The organism is Leptospira broomii serovar Hurstbridge str. 5399 (genome assembly GCF_000243715.2).
GTDB classification, from domain to species: Bacteria; Spirochaetota; Leptospiria; order Leptospirales; family Leptospiraceae; genus Leptospira_B; species Leptospira_B broomii.
Genome location: NZ_AHMO02000007.1, coordinates 123112 through 143268 on the forward strand (window position 1 = coordinate 123112; position 20157 = coordinate 143268).

Annotated in this window: 17 protein-coding genes; 12 read left to right on the forward strand and 5 right to left on the reverse strand. The window is 43.3% G+C overall.

The window, feature by feature from the left end; all coding sequences use genetic code 11:
- Window positions 1–30: 30 nt before the first annotated feature.
- Window positions 31–1653, reverse strand: a complete 1623-nt coding sequence (locus LEP1GSC050_RS03965) for a S16 family serine protease (RefSeq protein ID WP_020987114.1) — start codon at window positions 1651–1653, stop codon at window positions 31–33.
- 75 nt (window positions 1654–1728) lie between these two features.
- Window positions 1729–2769 (reverse strand): tRNA preQ1(34) S-adenosylmethionine ribosyltransferase-isomerase QueA, encoded by a 1041-nt coding sequence (gene queA, locus LEP1GSC050_RS03970; protein WP_040911093.1) that lies wholly within the window; start codon window positions 2767–2769, stop codon window positions 1729–1731.
- Window positions 2770–2885: 116 nt separating this feature from the next.
- Between queA and LEP1GSC050_RS03975 the strand changes: the two genes are divergently transcribed.
- From LEP1GSC050_RS03975 to LEP1GSC050_RS04015, 9 genes are all read left to right on the forward strand, one after another.
- Complete coding sequence (locus tag LEP1GSC050_RS03975) at window positions 2886–4214, forward strand: glycosyltransferase family 87 protein (RefSeq protein WP_010568500.1); 1329 nt, start codon at window positions 2886–2888, stop codon at window positions 4212–4214.
- A 7-nt stretch (window positions 4215–4221) separates the two neighbouring features.
- A complete protein-coding gene (locus LEP1GSC050_RS03980) occupies window positions 4222–5364 on the forward strand; it encodes a glycosyltransferase family 4 protein (RefSeq protein ID WP_010568499.1) in 1143 nt (380 codons plus the stop codon).
- A 5-nt stretch (window positions 5365–5369) separates the two neighbouring features.
- Window positions 5370–5981 carry an LIC20162 family protein gene (locus tag LEP1GSC050_RS03985; protein WP_010568498.1) on the forward strand — a complete coding sequence of 204 codons (612 nt, stop codon included), beginning with the start codon at window positions 5370–5372 and terminating at the stop codon, window positions 5979–5981.
- A 1-nt stretch (window position 5982) separates the two neighbouring features.
- A complete protein-coding gene (locus LEP1GSC050_RS03990) occupies window positions 5983–7368 on the forward strand; it encodes a hypothetical protein (protein WP_010568497.1) in 1386 nt (461 codons plus the stop codon).
- Between the two features lie 80 nt (window positions 7369–7448).
- Complete coding sequence (locus tag LEP1GSC050_RS03995; RefSeq protein WP_010568496.1) at window positions 7449–8948, forward strand: MBOAT family O-acyltransferase; 1500 nt, start codon at window positions 7449–7451, stop codon at window positions 8946–8948.
- A 12-nt stretch (window positions 8949–8960) separates the two neighbouring features.
- The gene (locus LEP1GSC050_RS04000; protein WP_010568495.1) at window positions 8961–10127 is read left to right on the forward strand and encodes a hypothetical protein; all 1167 of its coding nucleotides are present in this window, start codon (window positions 8961–8963) and stop codon (window positions 10125–10127) included.
- The gene (locus LEP1GSC050_RS04005; protein ID WP_010568494.1) at window positions 10124–11524 is read left to right on the forward strand and encodes an MBOAT family O-acyltransferase; all 1401 of its coding nucleotides are present in this window, start codon (window positions 10124–10126) and stop codon (window positions 11522–11524) included. Before LEP1GSC050_RS04000 ends, LEP1GSC050_RS04005 begins: the two co-directional genes overlap by 4 nt.
- A 9-nt stretch (window positions 11525–11533) precedes the next feature.
- A complete protein-coding gene (locus LEP1GSC050_RS04010; protein ID WP_010568493.1) occupies window positions 11534–12628 on the forward strand; it encodes a DUF1574 domain-containing protein in 1095 nt (364 codons plus the stop codon).
- Window positions 12629–12631: 3 nt separating this feature from the next.
- Window positions 12632–12979 (forward strand): nucleotide pyrophosphohydrolase, encoded by a 348-nt coding sequence (locus LEP1GSC050_RS04015; protein ID WP_010409728.1) that lies wholly within the window; start codon window positions 12632–12634, stop codon window positions 12977–12979.
- Here LEP1GSC050_RS04015 and LEP1GSC050_RS04020 read toward each other — a convergent pair.
- On the reverse strand, window positions 12972–13370 hold the full coding sequence (locus LEP1GSC050_RS04020) for an ExbD/TolR family protein (RefSeq protein ID WP_010568492.1): 399 nt from the start codon (window positions 13368–13370) through the stop codon (window positions 12972–12974). The two genes, LEP1GSC050_RS04015 and LEP1GSC050_RS04020, sit on opposite strands and share 8 nt — an antisense overlap.
- Window positions 13367–13852 (reverse strand): MotA/TolQ/ExbB proton channel family protein, encoded by a 486-nt coding sequence (locus LEP1GSC050_RS04025; RefSeq protein ID WP_010568491.1) that lies wholly within the window; start codon window positions 13850–13852, stop codon window positions 13367–13369. The genes LEP1GSC050_RS04020 and LEP1GSC050_RS04025 overlap by 4 nt, the downstream gene beginning before the upstream one ends.
- 125 nt (window positions 13853–13977) lie before the next feature.
- Here LEP1GSC050_RS04025 and LEP1GSC050_RS04030 point away from each other — a divergent pair, with 125 nt between their 5' ends.
- From LEP1GSC050_RS04030 to LEP1GSC050_RS04040, 3 genes are all read left to right on the forward strand, one after another.
- Window positions 13978–14697, forward strand: a complete 720-nt coding sequence (locus tag LEP1GSC050_RS04030; RefSeq protein ID WP_010568490.1) for a ubiquinone/menaquinone biosynthesis methyltransferase — start codon at window positions 13978–13980, stop codon at window positions 14695–14697.
- Between the two features lie 78 nt (window positions 14698–14775).
- A complete protein-coding gene (locus LEP1GSC050_RS04035; RefSeq protein WP_020987075.1) occupies window positions 14776–16671 on the forward strand; it encodes an LruC domain-containing protein in 1896 nt (631 codons plus the stop codon).
- A 55-nt stretch (window positions 16672–16726) separates the two neighbouring features.
- Window positions 16727–18109, forward strand: a complete 1383-nt coding sequence (locus LEP1GSC050_RS04040; RefSeq protein WP_010568488.1) for a PrsW family glutamic-type intramembrane protease — start codon at window positions 16727–16729, stop codon at window positions 18107–18109.
- Between the two features lie 26 nt (window positions 18110–18135).
- Here the strand turns inward: LEP1GSC050_RS04040 and LEP1GSC050_RS04045 are convergent, their stop codons facing one another.
- Window positions 18136–20121: a membrane protein gene (locus LEP1GSC050_RS04045; RefSeq protein ID WP_010568487.1), complete on the reverse strand. Its 1986-nt coding sequence runs from the start codon at window positions 20119–20121 to the stop codon at window positions 18136–18138.
- Between the last annotated feature and the right edge of the window lie 36 nt (window positions 20122–20157).

Sequence of the window (20157 nt, forward strand, 5' to 3'; positions counted from 1 at the left end):
GCTCTTACGAAGCAAGTCTTTCTCAAAGGATCATGAATGTTCTTCGGCGTCCTTTTTGCGATCGATTCGTTCTTCTATGATTCTGAACAAGCTTCCCTCGGGATAATTACCCGGCTTGGACATCTTGCCCGCAGGAGTGCCGAAGATTTCCGGAATCAAATCCTCGACGTGAGAGCAAGAAACGATCTGAAATTTACCTTTCTGCATCGAATGCAGTATTTCTCTAGGTAGATTCAAATCTCGCACATTATCTTTCGGGATATAAACAGTATATCTGTCGCCGGGAGATCCGCTCAGCTTTGTAACGTCATACCAAGCTTGTATTTTCGTATTCACGGAACCTACGGGTAAGATATCCCCGTACTGCGAGAGGGCCCCGGTTACCGCTATATTGCAAGGAATCTCAAGGCCCGAAAGAGCTGATAAAAGCGCCAAGAGTTCGGCACAGCTCGCGGAATCACCGTCGATAGGAGAACTATTTTGCTCGAACAAAATCGAAGCATCCAAACCGAATGACTGAATATGCGAAAACATTCCTTTTATATAGGATTGTAAAATGAAAACCCCTTTATCGTGTAGATCGCCGGAAAGATTTACTTCTCTTTCTATATTGATTAGGTTTCCGGTTCCCAAGGAAACTCTTGCAGAAACTTGGTTTACTTGCCCGAAATCCAATAAAGACGATTGCAATAAGATCACGGATAATCCGTTAATCCGTCCGGTTTTTTTCCCCTTCAAAGGGACGGCGATCAATCCCTCTTTAATATTCTCGATGTATTTACGTTTGTGGATGGCGGTTCGTTTTTGGATTTCTTCGGGCGCGCGTTCTATTTGAATTCGGCTCACTGCTTTCTGACCTTTTTTACTGAGAGCGAGAACTTCCGTAACAAAGGAGCGTAATTCGGATAAATGTAAGGACAATCTTCTTTGGCTATCATTCCAGCGGAGTGCCAGCTCCAAAAGAGCATCCAAAGCGCTTTGATCCATCGGAGGATAGCCGGGTTTTTCCCAAGATTTGACCAACCCGGAAAATAGAGGTAACCAAGCGGCAGTCAGGCTGATTTCGTACGGCATATGAATTTTGAAATCGAAACTTCCGTAAAAATCCGGATCCAATTGAGAAATGGCATCTACTTCCGTCTCTTCTCCGATTAAGATAAGTCGAAATCTAGATTGAATGCTCGGGTAAAATCGATTGATATGACGGGAATCCGGTCCTTCCGGTAAGGAAAGAAAATCTATCTTTCCGGTTAAAAGAACCCCTTTTAAAAAATAATATAAATCGGGATCTTCCACTAACGGACGAAGCGGCAAGAGTAAAAGCCCGCCATTGGCCTCGGCGATTCGTCCCGCGCGATATTTGTCCGAATTGGGGAAGCCCGCCAACGATAATAGTGTCGGCGTAGGTTCAGCGATTACCGGTCGATTCTTTCCGATATCGGAAAGGTAATGGGCGAATTGCAAAAGATTCGATTCTATCTCGGGACCGGTGATCAGTATATGCCTAAAAAGCTCCGGATTTTCAAGAGCTTGATGAAAGGTCCTTACCTCTTCTTTATGAAAGACTAGAAAATCGGGTAATCCTTTTAGCTGTTTCGGTTTAGGCGCTTTAAATTTAGTCTGAGCCTGAGTGGGAAGAACTTTGCGTAACACTTTCCCATACTCTCTTTACTGGGAGATTTGCTCAATAAAAATAAGCGATTCGGATATTTAAGATCCCTCGGGATTCTAGAGAAGTAGCATCGCGTCGCCGTAAGAAAAGAACCGGAATTCCTTCTCCACTGCATAACGATACGCGGCTAATACCCGCTCTTTACCTGCAAACGCGCAAACAAGCAGAAGCAAACTGCTTTCCGGCAAATGAAAATTCGTGATTAGCCCGTCACAACTTGATATCCGATCCCCAGGCTGGAGAAATAATCGTGTAGTACCTTCGCCGGCTCGAAATTGCCCCGTTTGCCGATCATACGAGGATTCCAGAGCTCGGAGAGTCGTAGTTCCTACAGAGATGATTCTTCTACCGGCTTCCTTTGCGGAATTCAGAACTTCGGAGACTTCCGCAGAAATAAAGTAAGACTCTTCGTGCAGTTTTTTCTCAAAAAAATGCTCTCTTGAAAGAGGTTGAAACGTTCCATAACCTACTCTCAACTCCAGTTCCACAAAATCGATTCCCGCATTTCCGATTTCGCTTAGTAATTCCGGCGTGAAATGTAATCCGGCGGTGGGAGCTGCGACAGAACCTAGATTCTTGGCATAGACCGTTTGATAACGAATAGAATCTTCTTCGGAACTTTCCCGCTTGAAATACGGAGGAATCGGGATCTTTCCTATACTTTCAAAATCTTCCTCGTGGAAATCGGACGTACATTTCAAAAAAGTGAATTCTTCCTCCTTATTTAGTACGATGAATTCGAACGAGTCCGATTCTTCCGATCTCAGCGAAGTTCCTTCTTTCAACTTTTTGGAGTTTCGAATCAAAGCCTTCCAAATATTATCTTTTCCCTGAGAAAGAAATAATGCCTCATGTTTACGTCCCGAAATCGTTTTTAGATAAACTCTACGTTTACTGACTCGGGCTGCATTTGCTATAAGGACATCGCCCTTCTTGAGATGCTTTCGGATGGAAGCGAAAGAAACTTCTTCGAGTAAGGTATCTTCTTTCCTATCAAGAACAAGGAGCCGACTCTCGTCACGACGAGACAAAGGATGCTTTGCGATTCGGTCTTCCGGAAGATCGAAGGAGAACTCGGAGAGATCCTGAATTTCCATAGTTCCAGAAAAAACCGAAGAGACTTGAAGAAAACCGATTTTTCTCTCCGGGTCAAACGGCAACCGAGAACCGTTATTTTGTTGGCTTTTCGAGGCTTCCAGAAAAGAGTACCTGAATGCGGATCGATCTCCGAAAACGGGGGCCCCTGCTCCTTTTTATAGCCCTGCTAGCGTATCTTTTAGCAAACGGGCTAAGTCACGTATCTCAGGACACTGACTTTAAAGATTATTTCGAAGCCTCTAAAAATTTTAGAATCCAGAAAGACCTGTATGATCTTGACGTTTTAGAAGAGCTAACAGATGAATTAAAATCAGGTAAGTTAAACTTAAACGATATTCTTAAACCGGAAATTTTTCTACGTCTGCAAACTAAGATGGATAATGTAGGCGCATATATTTATCCTCCTACATTCGCCTTTTTACTAATTCCTCTCTCTTTCTCAGAATATGAAGTTTCATCTGCGATTTTCTTTTGTCTTAACTTCGGAGCTCTTGTCGCGAGTCTTTTTCTGATCGGAAAATTCTTGGGGCGGAACAGGCAATTTCTATTCCTCACAGCGGCCATTCTACTTTGCTTTCGATTTATCGAAAATCACCAAAACAACAACCAAGTCGGCTTCATTCTAATTTTCTTAATTCTTTCCTCCGTTACCGTCAAAAAAGATTGGTTGGCCGGACTACTGCTTGCGCTCGCAATCGTAATTAAAATAACCCCCGCGGTTTTTCTCTTCTATTTTCTGGTCAAGAGAAGGTATTCCGTTATATTCTATGCGTTAGGGTTCGGAGTACTGTGGGCATTTCTTCCCGCGTTGCTTGAACCTTCCTTTACTTGGAATATGAATCAAACTTGGTACGAACTCGTTTTAGAGAAATACCTAAAATCTCCGGCAATTCGGGCCTGGAAAAATAACCAAAGTTTAAGTTCCACTTTGGCGAAATATTTCCTACAATACGCGGATATCATGAATCAAGGTCGATTCGGAATGCCCTTGGTCGAACTTACTTTAAATCAAATCAAATGGATCGGAAATATTCTTTCCATCGGAATCGCCGCGCCGTATTTATATCGGGCATATAAGGGCGCCTCGGACGGGTTTCTTTTGTCCGGCCTCTTTTTCTTTTCCGTATTGTTTAGCGGAATTTCTTGGATTCACGCATTCGTCTTTTTACTTTTTCCGACGGCGTTCGCTCTTTCTTCCTTTTGGCCGAGGACGGAAAGATTTCCGAATCGCGAGGAATGGAAATCCTTATTCGGTAAAAATAAATCTGTCGGCGCGTATCTAATTCTTTCTTTTACGGTTCTACTTTTAAATCGAGCAATTGTCGGATCCGCTGCGGAAGAATTGCTAATGATGTTTTCCTTTCTATTTTACATTTCCGTAATTCAATACTCCTGCCTCTTTTTTATCGAGTCTAAAAATAATTCGGAATCAAAGTCGATTTAGCCAGCAAATGATCGTTAAAGATTCTTTAAAATATAAACCTAGAATTGCGGTGGACGCTAGGCCTTTAGCTTACGGAATCAACGGAAATTCTCGTTATCTCGCGGAGATTCTCCAGCGAGTTTTGAATGAAAATTCCCCCTTAGAATACTACCTTTATTCTAATAAACCCATTCATCCGGTATTTCATGAAATAGCCAAGAAGGCGCCCGTTTTTATTCCCAGTCGGCTACCCGGACTTTTTTGGTTGAATCTTAGTATGCCGTCCATGTTTCGCGATCACAGGATCGATATTTTTTGGGGGACTCTCCAGCTATTGCCGGTATTCGGCCGAAATATCCCGATGGCGGTTAATTATCACGACCTAAATTTTCATTCAGCGCCGGAAACGATGACCACTGCTAATTATTGGCAGCATCGTTTTTTTTCTCCTCTGACACTTAAACGGGCGGATAAAATATTTTGTCTCTCTAAGAATACTCAAAGAGAGATCGCGGAATTTTTACCGAGCGTGGCGGATAAGTTGCAAGTCGTTTATCCGGGAGCCCAGGGATTTGAAAGCGTCGTTCCTCCGAATAAAATCTTACCGAAAAATTTCCTTTTTTCCGTGGGAACATTGGAACCTAGGAAAAATTTAAATACCTTGGTGGAAGCGTATCGAACTCTTAAAAGAACAAATCTCGATTATCCGTTTGCCTTAGTTCTCGCGGGACGCCTAGGTTGGAAATCGGAAGGTCTAACCGAAATTCTTAGGAACGGCTCGCTCGAATCCGAAGGGATTTTTTTTGTCGAGAATCCCAACGACGGGGAATTGGGTTGGTTGTACAAAAATTGTTCTTATTTTATGTTTCCGTCCTTGCACGAGGGTTTCGGCCTCCCTCTTTTGGAAGCAATCCAAGAAGGAAAACCTTGCATCGCCTCGGATATCCCCGTTTTTCACGAGGTCCTAGATTCGCAAATCGACCTTTTCGTATCTCCTAAAGATACGGAAGCTTGGATCAAAGCTATGTTGGAAGCAGGAAATAAAGGGGCTCGATTTCGCAGCGGTAAGTCCAGGAGATGGTCTTGGGATTCCACCGCGCAAGAAGTTGAAGAAGGTCTTGTAACACTCTGGAAAAATAGAAAAAGAAAGCCGGGAAAAATAGAGGAATAAAGGGTATGGGTAGTACGAAAATTCCGGAGAAAAAACTTTCACCTTGGTGGGAATGGGCTCAGGCCTCGACTAACGAACGAAGTAAGAAAAGTCTCTCTTTAAAACTTCGTAAAAATCCGATCCCGGCAATATTATCCATAGGAATATATGCAGGATTTTTAAATTTGATTCTACCGTTTAGAGAGATCATCGCTACTTGGTTGTTTAAGTTTGTGGAATTCCTTCAAATTCCCAAAGTGTTGAAACTGCAGTTACTTTTGGATCCTCAACTTTACAAGTACTCCGCCTTAATTATCGTCGGCTATATCGCTTTCGCGTTCTTCCTGGATTTGGTTCGTTTTTTGGATAAAAATTTATTCAATAACCTATATTGGGAAGGAGCTAAGCTAAAGCTTACCCGAAGGGGTTGGTTGGGAGGGGAATCCGTTCGCTGGGAACCGAATCAATCAGGATTACAAATTCTGCATAAAGGCGGAGTCTTGCGTAGGCTATTAGGCTTGGAAAAACTCGTTTTTTTTCTGCAACCACCGGGCGCAGACGTTTCTTTAATAGCGGAATCGCCTTATTTCTCTTCTCGCAAAAATTCGGAGTTCTTAAAAGAGCTGTTTCATTCCTAGGATGAATCCGTTTACAAAGATCCTTTTCTACCCTTTCTCCCAGCTCAAGTTACTTTCCGTTCGGAAGTTGCCTTGGGAAGGATTTCTATTTTTAGGATGCCTAGCAGGCGCCCTTTTTTTATTCGATCTCCGCTTCCTCTCCAGACATTACGACTGGGACTCCATCGTTTATACTCATAATATTAATACGGACAAAGCTTGGAAGGTCTTCTTCAATCCTCATCATATCGGCTTTGAAAGCACCGGATATTTGTACCTTAAATTCTGGCGATGGGCTCATGGTCCGGATTCGATTATGTTCGGGTTACGCCTCAGGACGTTGTACTTCGCCATTCTATTTATTTTCGTCCTGATGGTGACATATTGGAGATTGTACAAAGACATCGTCGGGGCAGTGATCTTAGGCTTGGGAGTCCATTGCACTCAGGGATTTTGGTTCTACGCTCAACATAACGATACTCCTTTGATTCACTCCTGCCTTACTGCATGCTTGTATCTATTTTGCGTATGGAATGCTAAGAACGGATGGTCGACCGGGAAACTATTCTTTGCGTTCTTCCTGCAAGTATGGAACGTTTATTTTCATCAGTCGGACACGATCTTCTTAACTCTCGTACCAGCCTCCTTGCTGTTTGCCAAAGAATGGCAAGGAGCAGAATTGGAATTTTCCAAAAAAATTAAACTCATTCCGATCTATTTGATCGCTGTCGTTTCTACTTTGACACTCTCTTATTTATTCGTGGGTTTTATCATTTTGGAGAGGGACCTCACTTCGCCCCCGACGAGCGAAAAGAATTTTGCAAATTGGCTCTTTCTTTACGCGACACAAGAGAAATGGGGAGCCGCAAAAGGGGCCAAAGATTACGTTATGAATTTCTATCGGGGTATCGGAGACGCCTTTCTCAACTTTGAAGGAGTTAAAAACGGACTTAGAATCAAGATTGCAAATCCGACGGATTTAAAAGCCTTACCTTACAATTTGAATCTAGGCTTTTGGGTTGCCTGTCTAGGACTGGCCCTGGCTAACTGCGTTCGACTTTGGCGAAACTTTAAGATCGAAATAACTCTTCTCGCTCTCTGGCTTCTCCCGTCTTTGTTTTTTTATACTTGGTGGGAAGGATATTTTTTCGAGTTTTGGGTTTCCACCGTAATAGCACTTCTTATTTTTTCGGCATTGGTAATACGATCGTTCATATTCGAACACTTGTATTTCGGAACGAGAGCAATCGGGCATATTTTGTTATTTGCGTATCTACTTTTACTTCTATGCATAAACTTCACTTTTTCAACCTATCCTCGTTCGGAACGGCCGACCGTTAGTTTTATCGAAGGAATCGAGGACAAATACAAGGCGATAACACCGGAGCCGGTTTATGGAAAAGAATGAGCGCCTTCAGAACTCTAAAATAGGGTTGTGGGTTTCACTTCCCGCAAAAAACTGCTCAGGAACCGAGGAAAGACGCACTCATGCTGTTTAATTCCGTCCACTTCATGATTTTTTTGCCGATCGTTTTGATCGTAGCGAAGATTTTGAAAGGAACCAATCGGAGGCTCTTCCTCCTTCTGGCAAGTCTCTACTTTTACAACGCCTGGCACCCGGCCACAATCAAATGTACCGATCTTCGTACCGGAAGTTGGATCGAATTTTGGATCGATAAGTCGTTCTGTGATTTTGGGATCAACTTATATATACTAATCTTAATCGTTTCGATGATCGTCGATTACTTTGCGGCTCTTTTGATGAGCCGGGATGGAGCGAGCGACAAGTTCCGGAAAATCTGCTTAATCGGTTCTTTAGTCACGAATCTCGGTATTCTAGGATACTTTAAATATACGAATTTCCTTTTGGAAGTATTCGCCGACATTCAAAATCTAGGGCCTACAAAGATAGATCCGTTAAAGATCATTCTGCCCGTCGGGATTTCCTTCTACACGTTTCAATCCATGAGTTATACCATAGATGTTTTTCGGAAGCAGTTGGAGGCCCGCAAATCGTTCTTAGATTTTGCTCTTTATGTTTCTTTTTTCCCGCAACTAGTAGCGGGACCTATCGTGAGAGCACATACTTTCTTCCGAGACTTGGATCACCCTCATACCGTTACTCGACAGGATATAGAGATCGCATTTTGCCAAATACTAATGGGCTTCACTCGGAAAATCGTCTTTGCAGATAATCTCGGCAAAGTTACCGATTTTACGTTTAGGAATTATACGACCCTCAATCCGATAGAAATCTGGACCGGGACGTTGGCTTTCGGTTGGCAGATCTACTTTGACTTCGCAGGCTACACGGATATTGCAATCGGGGTCGCAAGATTATTCGGATATAAATTCGATCCGAACTTTAACTTTCCGATGGTTGCGAGAAACATTGCGGACCATTGGAGTAGATGGCATATTTCCTTCTCCACATGGATAAGAGATTATATCTACATTCCTTTGGGTGGGTCGCGAGCCGGAACCCTTATCACTTATAGAAACCTATTCATAACATGGCTTTTTGCGGGAGTTTGGCATGGAGCGGCTTATCATTATGTGGGATGGGGACTTTGGCAAGGAGTGATGCTTGCCGTTCACCGCGAATACGGAGCGACCAAGTTTGCCGCATGGATCAACGAAAAAGGGGGCAGAACATACGATGTCTTTGTCCGCATTCTGACCATGTTCTTCCTTGCCTTCGGGTTCATTCTATTTAGAGCGGAAACGATGACTAAATCCTGGGATATGATGAAGTCTATCCTCTTCATCGTACCGGGAGGAATCCAATCGGTTAAGTCCTACGTAAATTTCGAATACGGGTTACTATTGGTTGTCTGTTATACGATGGCTTACTATTTTTCTAAAAATACGATCGAATCCATCGTTGAGAATCGCAGAAAATTCATCCTGTTCTTTTTAGCAAACGCGTTTTTACTTTTGATATTCGGTGTTACCGAAAGTAAGAACTTCCTGTATTTCGATTTCTGAGGTTATCGGGAAATGAATCCATATTTAAGCCTAATTCGAGACAGAAAGTTTTGGATACCTGTTCTGATCCTTGTATGCTTCGACCTCTGTCTCCAAGCGGGCGTTTATAGGCCGTATTTAAAAAAAGGTTCTTTTGCCGCGAATGTAGTAAGAAACACCGAATATGTTCTGGAAAAGAAAGCCGTCTTCGATCCTACCGTCGTTCTTTTAGGAACTTCCGTAGCCCATCAAGGCCTTTCTCTCAGAATCCTAAATGAAACGCTGGAACCTTACGGCGAGAGAATGCAATCCTTTGCAATGGAAGGAACGGAATTAGTAGTTCAAGACGCGATCGTCCATAAACTGCTCCCGCAGTTCAAGAACGTGCATACCGTAATTCATGTACTGGAAGTTTCCACGCCATGGTTGGATTTGCAAAATTTAGAAATCCATACTCTATCGATGTTAAGCGAACTAGAAAGAAGCGTGGCCTTTAAGAAAATCTATGAATTCGATTACAAAGTGAATTACGATGACTTGGCCTTTCTTACTTTCAAAAGCGTCGCATATCGCAGAGATATGCGTGATTTCTTTTTAGATCCGTCAAAGCGGCTAAAGGACATAGGGAGAAGAAGAAAGGAAGCCAAGATCGACCCATGGCCTTATGAAAATCCCAACCTTGCCCGAATCAGTATGTACCCGGAAGCTAAGGACGTGGAATCCTGTTTAAGAGCCACGGATCCTACCAACGGACAACCGATCCCGCAAGGCTCGGATCATTTCCATAAAAAGGCGGTTTGGGATACTTGTATATTGGCGAGAAAAACTCCGACAGTCGTCGGCTCGGACGCCGCCGTCGCTAAATTTTTTAGCCGATTAAAGATTCTACACGATGATATTCGAAGAATCGGAAAACAAAACGGTAAGGAGATTCGGATCATTGCGGTCCTTGCCCCCTACAGCGATATCGTGCGGGCATGGAGAACTCCGGAAAGAAATCGGATCTGGCAAGAGGAATTGGAAAAGATTAAACCGGGAATGCTTTTATTGGATTATCAGTCCAGTTTGGATGGCAGTAATAACGGCGATTATTATTATGATTTAATCCATTTAAATAAATTAGGGATGATTAAATTTTCGGAAGCGATGGTAAAAGATCTCCCTTCGGCATTAGGTTATACGGGAAAACAAAGTAAATGATTTTTACATCCACTCTTTTCTTCTTATTCTTTCTAATCGTTTACATCATCTACTGGACATGGAATTCCAGAAAATTTCGGGAGTGGGTTCTTTTAATCGCCTCTCTCGTCTTTTATGCCTCTTGGAATCCTCCGTTTCTTCTTCATCTGCTTGGAATCGTCTTCCTCAATTATCTTTTTCTAGGACCGATTATTCGGACCAAGAGTAAGGTTTTACTTAGAACCATACTCGTTATCGATCTTCTGAATTTGGCGATCTTTAAATACTTTTATTTCGTCACGGATAATCTTTTTTACGTAACGAAATGGTCCTTATTCGATACTTCATCCATGCCTTTCCGGATCATTCTTCCTTTGGCGATCAGTTTTTATACGTTCCAAATCATGGCGTATATGATCGATGCATATAAAGGAAAAGTGGAAGAAGGAACGAGTCTGTTTCATTTCACGTTATTTTTACTTTTCTTCCCGCAATTGGTCGCCGGACCGATCATGCGGGCTCGCGATTTTTTTCCACGCTTAGAACACTTAAGAATTCACAAAACGTCGATTTATACCGGGCTCTTTCTGATAGGCTTAGGAGCCTGCAAGAAATTATTGATCGCTGACAATCTAGGAGTTTTGATCGACCCCGTATTTGCTAGACCGAAGGAATACGGAGGTCTTTCCCTATTTTTAGCTTTAAACGGGTTCACTTGGCAAGTGTATTCCGACTTCTCCGGTTATACGGATGTCGCTCGAGGATGCGCTTTATTATTCGGATTCAATATCCCGCGAAACTTTCATTCTCCTTTCTTCAGCCAAAATGTTCACGAACTATGGAGACGTTGGCATATCACATTGGGAACATGGTTACGCGATTATGTGTATTTCGCACTGGGAGGAAACAGACTCTCCGAACTTCGCACTAATCTAAACCAAACGATTACCTTTGCTTTAGGAGGACTTTGGCATGGAGCCAATTGGACTTATATCGCATGGGGAGTTTCGCACGGATTCTTTTTAACGATCGAACGGTTTATGGAGCGACATGGAATTCAGATTCTTCCGGCCCAGGGAAAACTTTTTCAAGGAATACGGATGATCTGGACGTACTTGCTTTTCGTTTTCGCCGTCGCTTTCTTTAGAGCTTTTACGATCTCGGATTCTTTATATTTTCTGAAGAACGGATTTTTCGGATTTAAACCCGAGAGTAAAGCCGCCTTCCTATCTTTCGATTTAATCATACCGTTTCTCCTCGGAGGTTTCCTATTCCATGCCCTGGAAGAACCGAAACGATATCCGATGTGGTTTCACAGGAATCGAGGAAAACTTCTCGTTGCATTTCTTTTAGTCGCCGCTCTTTTCTTCGGAAATTATGCCGGTAAGGGCCAAGAGTTTATTTACTTCGCTTTTTAGGATAGATTCATGGAAACCGCAAAGAACTCTAAATTCCCACTTTTCTATAGAAAGATTCTTTGGATTCCACTCGGAATCGCAGCCTTGGCTTTCTTCTGGGACAAACTTTTATCTTCCGAATGGGTTCGACCTTATACGGAATCGGGCGCAGAATATTATTTTTATGAGATGAAGGGTCGTATTTTAGATACGATGAAGAAGGAAACGGATTCCAAGTCTCCTGATCAAAAAGTTATGACTTTTTTCGGAACCTCGCATATGGGAGAAATTTCACTTTCCGAGATTCATAAAGAAAATCCGAACCTTATCGTTTATAACCTCTCGGCTCCTTCCGCGCCTTATTCGTTTCATACGTATACTTTAGAAAGATTATTGGATAAAAAAATCCCGCTGGATTTCGCGATTTTAGAATATTATCCGGATTCGGCTACCGACTTTGCCAACCGATATGCGTTACGATATTCCTATGATTCGATGTATTTCTTGGAACATTGGAATGTGTTCTCTACGACCGATTGGGACACTTTTTTGAGAGCGAGGGTATTTCGAACTTCAGTATTTCCGCCTAGATTTAAGGAAGCAGCCTCAAGACTCAAGCATCCCGAAGAGCTTGCCTATTTAATGGCGATTCGAAGCAAATTGACGGACGAGTCGGATCGATTTAAAGGTGGAATTCCCAATACTCTTCTGGCAAACACTCCCGAAGATAAATTGGATTCGGAAGCGGAACGAATCCATAGAGATACGTATCGCAATTATAAACGCTCGGAAACTCAAGTCGCTTTTCTTAGAGAATTCTTAAAAAGGGCCTCTCAAAACGGAATAACCGTAGTTCTCTGGTCGCCTCTACTCTATTCCAAATTTACGGAAAAAGTAAAACAATCCCCTTTTTATCCTGATTGGATTCGCTTGAGAGAACAACTAGTACTAGAATATCCGAAAACTTTGGTCCTGGATCTAGAAGATTATAGAGACCAGGTAAAATGTCAAAAATTCATAGACCCGCATCATTTAAGCGGAGGCTGTTTCGCGGAACCCACTAAGATTCTAATTTCCTACTTGGAAGCGAAGACCGTGCCTCATAAGAAGAATTCAGGAAAATAAATCATGACGTTCGACGAAGCGCAAAAATCCGTAGATGACTGGATTCGAAATTTCGGAGTACGATATTTTTCCGAGTTAACAAACCTTGCCATCCTAATGGAGGAAGTCGGAGAATTCTCAAGACTAGTCGCGCGTAAATACGGAGACCAGTCCTTTAAAAAAGGAGAAGATCCGGACGCTCTCCCGAAGGAATTAGGAGATATTCTCTTTGTATTAATTTGTCTCGCGAATCAAATGGGAATTTCCATGGAGGACGCCTTTCGCGCCACTTTGGAGAAAAACACCGATCGCGATAAGGATCGGCATAAGAACAATCCGAAGTTAGGGACGTCGGATTCCTCGTCTACTTAGATCCTTTAACGGCGAGTTCCAGGGAATCGATTCCAGATCGTCTAACTATATCTAAAATTTTTACGACTTCGCCGTAATCGGCGGTTTCATCCGCAAAGAAACGAATTTCCTTACCTTTTAAATTTCCGGATCCCAGTTCTTTTTCCAAACCGCTTCTATCCAAATTGACTCCGTTCCAGAGAAACGATCCGTTCGGTAAAAGTGCGATTTCGATTCGATCGCCTTTGGGATCCTCGCCGATTCCGACTTGCGGAAGATCCAAAGGAATCGAACGAATTTCCTTTCGAAAGCTTACCGCTAACATTACGAAAACAAGAAGTATGAAGACTACATCGATAAAACTGGTTAGATCTATCGCTCCTTCTTCCTCTCGCAGAATGGACTTTCTCATTTCGCTTCTCCGGGCGGAATTTTTGTCCATGAGAGCGTGTCTCTTTCCAGATCTAGTAAGCGATGCTTTAAATATTGATAACCTAATAACGATGGGATAGCGACCGCTAACCCGAGAATCGTAGTGACCAATGCCAATCGAATTCCGCCGGCAAACGCATCCAGACTCACCGTCCCCGCTGCTTGCAGCGCGGAAAAGGCTTCGGATATCCCGAGCACCGTTCCTAATAGGCCGAGCATAGTTGCAATGCCCGCTAGGTGGCGAATCCAAGAAAGCTTGGTTTCAAGCGGAAAAAGCGCCGCAGAAACTCGCTCTTCCCAGACCCCGGGATCTGTCCCGGAAACGAACCCTTTGAGTAAATTAATTCTGCGTTTGGGTAAGGTCGTCAAAACATGAATGAATGTCGCTAAATTCCAGATTGAAAGAATTCCGATCGCAATAGAAACCCAGTCCCAACCGTTACCTAAAATACCGTTACTCATTTACCTCGATTCCTTTTTCACAAAGTAGACATTGCAACCTTTCATGTCGACCGCAAGACCTAGTTTGAATCGCTCTTGCCAAAGCGGATTTAAAAAAAAAGCTAAGGGAAATGACTAGTTTCCAAATGCCGACCACCGAAGCCAAAGCGCAGTTCGTTAAGCAGAATTTCGACGCTATCGCGGCCAAATATGATCGCTTCAACGATTGGAATAGCTTTTTCCTACATCGAATTTGGAAGAATCAACTCGTAAAGGAAATCGAGGAACTGGCTGGGCAGAAGATTCGAGTATTAGACTTATGTTGCGGAACCGGGGACATCTCGGTAAGACTAGAAAGGTCACTGCAAGTCGACAAATTACTTTCTATAGACTTTTCGGAAGGAATGCTCGATGTTGCACGGCATAGATTGGCTGGCCCAATACAGAAAGGTCGGGTCCAAGTTCAGCTCGGCGATGCGACAAACCTTTCCTCCATTCAGTCCGCTAGCCTAGACGCGGTGAGCGTCGGGTTCGGCCTGCGAAACGTGGATAATTTAGATAAAGCGATCTCGGAAATCTATAGAATCTTAAAACCCGGAGGAATATTTGCAAACCTTGATGTCGGTAAAGTTAAGCATCCGCTAGTCCGATGGTTGGCGAATTTCTATTTTTTTCGAATCGTTCCACTTCTTGGGTATCTCCTTTGGGGAGGGAAAAACGAAATGTTCAATTATTTACCGGTGTCTTCGTTAACCTACCCCGATCAGAATTCTCTGAAAGAATTATTCCAAAAGCACGGATTTAAAGATGTCCGGTATAAAAACTTCGTTTTTGGAAATGCGGTTTTGCATACCGGCAAAAAATAATACTCCCTTTGTCGTATTCATTCCGAACCCGTCGTCTTCTCTTAGACTAGAGTTTAAATGCGGGAGTTTCAAACCGCCATGAAAAAAATCATACTACTGGCCCTAATGGCCGGACTGATTCTAAATTGCAATAACGGCAAAAAAAAAGGCCTTTTGCTTCCATTCCTTTCCCTTCTAAACACCCAAACAGGAAGTACCGGTAGTACTGGAATTGCCGGCAATTCTGGAAGTGCCGGAGTGGTATTTGCACCTGGCGACGGTTCCGGAAATCCCGTTAACCTACCTAGCAACAATTCTACCCCGACATCTTCTTCGGGCACAGGAACCGGAACGACCGGCAATTCAAGTTCGACTCCGTCAACTTCGTCCGGAACCGGAGCGACAAACTCGGGAAACCCGAGCGGGAGTTCCTCTTCCTCCGATGGGTCCGGTAATACGAATATTTCCAATAATTCTTCTTCGGATGGAAGCGGATCTTTTAGTTCTAATACCGGTCCTTCCGATAATTCTTCCTCAAACGGAAACTCAGGGAATCATTCCAATTCCGGCAATCATTCATCGAACGGAGGCACCGAGAACAATTCCGGTTTCGCTAATAATCCTTCGTCGGATGACAGGTCCGGAAATAACGGAGGCTCAACCAATACTTCTGGTTCGGGGAATTCAGGCGGAGATAAAGGATCCGGAACTCCGACCGTGGCAGTCGTAGTCGTAGATGATCCGAAAGGAAGCTCACATTTCAATTTTAATACGACTCAAACGATTCCTCTTAACTTAACGGTCGTGGATAAGGAAACAAAGCCTGTCAGCGGGGCTACGGTTCTTGTCTATGACGAGACGAGTAATCTTCTTTTCCAAGGGATTTCCGATTCTTCCGGTAAGGTAACCGGATCGTTAACCGTTCCGACGTCCGTGGGAAGTATTACGATCGATATTTCCATCGGAGGAGAGTCCATTTCTCAGTACGTCAGTCTGGAGCAACGTTTAGGAATTACTAGAACGATTCGTTACGCGATTACTCTGCCTTCTAATAAGGTTGCAGATTCCGACGGAGACGGGGTCCCGGACAACACGGATATTTATCCGGATGATCGGTCTCGTTCCACGGAACTTTTATATCCTGCCGAGGGAGTTTATACGCTTGCATTCGAAGATCTTTATCCTTCTCCCGGTGATGCCGATCTGAACGACTATGTCGTGCAATTCAGAAACGAAGAGGACTTGGATGCGACGGGTAAAATCGTGCGGCTTCGCGGAAAATACCAGCATGTCGCGAGAGGAGCAGGGTACACGCATAAACTTTTACTCAAGCTACCCGTTAACGTAGGCGCAACCGTTACGTATAAACGAACTGACGGTAACGAGAATAATAAGCTGGCTCATACAACCGCAACCCTTACGGCCGCACAATTAAATCAGGGATACGAGCTTTTACCGGACTCGGGCAAAACTCTGAACGGCCAAAACGCAAATCCGGGAGAAGTCTTCAAGCAAGGTCATGTGGCCACCATCGAGATCATCTTCAACACCCCGGTAACAAGAGCTCAGCTGGGTGCGTTCCCTTACGATTTATTCGCGCATGTAGTCAATTCGAAGCAGGATATTCATTTTCCCGGACTTTATAAAAACGCAGACGGATCGGACGCATATATGGACTCTACGGGATTTCCCTGGGCAATCCTTATACCGGGAGCCTGGAAATATCCGTACGAAAAGCAGGATATACGAAAAGCCTCACAAACCGGTTATGGAGACTTCTACCTTTGGGTAGAGTCAAAAGGAACTAATTACAAGACTTGGTATAATCATATCACGAATGAAAGTAAGGTCTTCCCCGTTCCGGATTCCCCGAACTTTTTAGGTTACCTATTTTTATCGGTAAAGAAATTCGCGGCATTCTACGCGATCGCCCTCTTAGGAATCGGAGGAATCGGACTGTATATCTTGAGAAGGAAACAATCCATCGTTATCTAAGAAATAGCGTCTTGGATTTACTCCAAAGGAGGCATTGTCCGATACTAGTTGGACAATGCCTTTTTTTATGGGTCGAACGGAAATCTGGTTGGAGTTAACAAAGCCGATTACGGCTTTGTTGGCCGCCTGGTTTTACTGGGGCTTCTATAAAAAGACGTACTACTCGGGACAAGGCAATCTTGCAACCGTGACGGCCGTTTTCTCCGGAATGGTCGCTACCGGAATTTCTCTAGTTTGGGAAGTTCAAGTTTTTGATTTCTTTCCCGAACTTTCCCAATTTTCCCGGGCGATCTTTAGCGGAGCTCTCCCTGAAGAAAGTTCCAAGGCTCTTATTGCACTTTGGTATTTTCGGCGAGTCGGAAGAACTTTAAGCCTCGCTGACGGACTTTATTTCGGACTAACCGTAGGAGCATCGTTCGGTTGTATCGAAAACATTTTTTATTCTTTTCAATTGGAATTTTGGCCTAGCCTCTTGCGAGCCGGAACTTCGTTGCCCTTGCACGCTTTTTCGGGAGGAATTTTAGGCTTCTTTTTGCTTAGAAATTATCAAATCCGAAAAGCCACTTTCTCAAGTTTCGAAACCTGGCTAGCCTTCTTAGGAGTTATCTTACTCCACGGGATTTATAACGGATTAGTCGCAGCCGGGGGAAACGGGATTCTATTCGTTCCCATTCTATTAGGATTATCTTTTATAGTTTTGGAATATCTAGTCGTTCAAGCGCAAGTAACATTTCCGTTCGAGTTGATGCAGACTGAGAATTTATTTTTGGACGATTATTCTATGATCCAGAAATACAGCCGATATGATTCATGGTTACGCAAGACTCAGACAGGAGAGCCGATTACCGAAATTCCTCTATTTCGATCCCTTTCGGCGGGAAGAACATTAGTCGCAATTTTCTTATTTGGGATGCCTATATTCTGTTTAAATTTTTATCTTTTTTCGCCCCAACTCATTCCGTACTACCTGGTAAGTATCGATTTCCAACAATTTATCGCGCTTTTTATGGAGTACCCGACCTGGTTAGGTATTTTGTTTCTTTTACGGGGTTTTTTAAATCCGTCCTTCTTTCAAGAGAGAATCTTAAAAGTACCGTTATTCCTATCTGTCACTTTGGGAACTCGCGAAGAAGAGGAACCTACTCTTGCCTATTCTCTTTCTATAAGAGGTTTTTATTCTCCGGTAACAAAGGAACCGATTTTGGGTAAAGAGACCGAGGCGTCTTTTTATATTGCCGGAAAAAGCTTTGTCGGAATTAGAGCGGTTCCGGTTTGGAAGAACTTCAGACATGAAGATCCAAATCATGAAAACGGAGCATTATATCGATTCCCGAATATACCTTGGACTCTAATTATTTGGCGCTGGACCGTTCGAATTCGGCAGCAGATCCGGAATTCATTTGATGTGTTACATGGAATCAAGTTCCGACGAAACTAGACTTAGATTAGTAAAACAAACGTCGATCAACGAATTCGATTTAATCCGTCAAAGTCTTCTGCGGAGATAAAGAACTCGGTTGGTCCGAATTCCATCCAGGAAACTCTTAGAACTTTTGCAGTTAAAAGTTTTGCTCCAGCAGGAACGGTCAAAGCCACCGGATTTGATATAGAGTTAAGCGGAGTGCTCCTAGACTGTAGTTCCACACCTTTTTCATCCGAAAAAATCCATTTAATATAGATTGGCTTTCCTGGTTTAGGGTCTTGAGCTAGACCGACTCTTAGATTCACGGAATTCTTATCACCTATAACCCATGAAGTTCCTGAATGGAATACGTGGACTCTTAGGCCGTTTTTAACCGTATTCTTTTCCCTCGCGGAAAGCTGGAAGGTCTTGCGCTCCTCGTATCGAAATTCGGGTCCCTGCGCATGGCTAGAAAGCTTGACTAAGGTTTTCATAGCGATTGTAAGACCGAACACCAAACAGACTAAATTAAAGGCGGGGACGATCCACCATTTCGGAAACATTCTCGTAGAAGGTCCAGAAGAGCCTAAAATCCAAAATAAAAGAAAACCTAAACTTCCGGCACCTCCGATCCAAGGTTGGTAAAAGAAAACAGGAAAAAGTAATAAAACTAAGGTCCAGTACGTTCCCCGTAAATACGCCTCGAATCCGATCCATGTGGCAAAGAGAAGAAAAAATAAAACTCCGCCGTCGCTTATTAATAATACCAAAGAGCTGAGAACAAAATCCTGTTGTCCTTGCGGAGGAAAAGATCCTTTGGGACCTAATTCTATCCAACGAAGAGCGAAGTTTCCGAAGCCCTGCCCGAAAATGGGGGCTTCCTTCCACCAATTCCAAGCGGATAAAGTTTGAATCCAGCCGTCCTTCCAGTACAATTCTAGGATTTTGGAAAGTCCTTTTCCTTTATGCCAGGCCGTAGCTATGTCTTCCCTAAATACCTGCCAAGCGGTCGGTGACCAATCAAATCCTCCCGCAAAATACATTCCCACAAATAAGAGAATGGTTCCGACGAAAACAAGAGGAATGAAGGAATATTTTAAGATAGGATTCCTGAATCTTTTTTGGTAAGAGAGAATAGCGACCGTCATTCCTTCCAAAAGTAAGAGGACCCAAAATCCGCTTCCTTGAAATCTTCCCGCTAAAAAGAGGGGAAGTAAAATCGAGATGCTTAACACAACTCTAGAGATAATCCGCCAGTTTCGACTATGAACATGATATAAAAATAAACCCGCTAGGATCGGCATGCCGACCCCGAAGGAAGCTGCATCCGGAAAGAATCCTGAGACGCCAAATGTTTCCGCATTACCTGAACTGAATGGAAAAACAGTTTCTTTAGAAAGTCCTTGGAGAGCTCCTAAAATTAAATTTGCGGTGAATCCAACGAGAATTCCGGTTCTCCATTGTTTTACGGGCGGGTCCGTATCATGAGAACTTGTCTCTTCGGCAAGAAAGTAAATTAATGCCGAAAGCCAAACTCCCAATCCGTCCAAAGTCAATCCAAACGCGTACTTGGACGAAATCCCTGTGGAGTATTCGGTATCCTGAAGAATACCGTCCGTCAGCGGAGAAATGCCAAAATATGTTAGTAGTCTCTCCACGAGCAGAAAAGCGAAAAGTGCAAGAAGCCCGGCTTTTGGATTCTTAGTGAAGTCTAGAGAATTCTTATACGGTCGGTTGATATAAAAATATTTTAGTACCGGATCTTCTTCGTTAACCGAGTGTCCATAGAACGTTGAAACATACTGTCTCAGAAAAACACCTAAGGTTGCACCGGTAAATAGTGCCGAGAGATAAAGAAATCCTATTTCCGTGGCTGAAAGTAATCCCGGAGAAAGAAACGCGAATGCTGCCGTAAAGATCCTACCCGATTTGCGATGATGCAAATTCGGTAATAATCCGGCGAGGAATTGAATGCACGCGATCCCAAAACTTGCATCCGGATTGCGGACCAATAAAGACCAGCGCAACAAAATATAAGATAAGATCACACTTAAGATAAGCGTTAAGAAAGTAGGGGTTCTAAG

Bases quoted from the DNA above. Each gene is read 5' to 3' on its own strand.
- LEP1GSC050_RS03995 (WP_010568496.1), top strand. From the start codon at position 7,449: ATGCTGTTTAATTCCGTCCACTTCATGATTTTTTTGCCGATCGTTTTG.
- LEP1GSC050_RS04005 (WP_010568494.1), top strand. From the start codon at position 10,124: ATGATTTTTACATCCACTCTTTTCTTCTTATTCTTTCTAATCGTTTAC.
- LEP1GSC050_RS04025 (WP_010568491.1), bottom strand. From the start codon at position 13,852: ATGAGTAACGGTATTTTAGGTAACGGTTGGGACTGGGTTTCTATTGCG.
- LEP1GSC050_RS03975 (WP_010568500.1), top strand. From the start codon at position 2,886: ATGCGGATCGATCTCCGAAAACGGGGGCCCCTGCTCCTTTTTATAGCC.
- LEP1GSC050_RS03990 (WP_010568497.1), top strand. From the start codon at position 5,983: ATGAATCCGTTTACAAAGATCCTTTTCTACCCTTTCTCCCAGCTCAAG.
- LEP1GSC050_RS03985 (WP_010568498.1), top strand. From the start codon at position 5,370: ATGGGTAGTACGAAAATTCCGGAGAAAAAACTTTCACCTTGGTGGGAA.
- LEP1GSC050_RS04020 (WP_010568492.1), bottom strand. From the start codon at position 13,370: ATGAGAAAGTCCATTCTGCGAGAGGAAGAAGGAGCGATAGATCTAACC.
- LEP1GSC050_RS03980 (WP_010568499.1), top strand. From the start codon at position 4,222: ATGATCGTTAAAGATTCTTTAAAATATAAACCTAGAATTGCGGTGGAC.
- LEP1GSC050_RS04035 (WP_020987075.1), top strand. From the start codon at position 14,776: ATGAAAAAAATCATACTACTGGCCCTAATGGCCGGACTGATTCTAAAT.
- LEP1GSC050_RS04000 (WP_010568495.1), top strand. From the start codon at position 8,961: ATGAATCCATATTTAAGCCTAATTCGAGACAGAAAGTTTTGGATACCT.
- LEP1GSC050_RS04010 (WP_010568493.1), top strand. From the start codon at position 11,534: ATGGAAACCGCAAAGAACTCTAAATTCCCACTTTTCTATAGAAAGATT.
- LEP1GSC050_RS04040 (WP_010568488.1), top strand. From the start codon at position 16,727: ATGCCTTTTTTTATGGGTCGAACGGAAATCTGGTTGGAGTTAACAAAG.
- LEP1GSC050_RS04030 (WP_010568490.1), top strand. From the start codon at position 13,978: ATGCCGACCACCGAAGCCAAAGCGCAGTTCGTTAAGCAGAATTTCGAC.
- queA (WP_040911093.1), bottom strand. From the start codon at position 2,769: ATGGAAATTCAGGATCTCTCCGAGTTCTCCTTCGATCTTCCGGAAGAC.
- LEP1GSC050_RS04015 (WP_010409728.1), top strand. From the start codon at position 12,632: ATGACGTTCGACGAAGCGCAAAAATCCGTAGATGACTGGATTCGAAAT.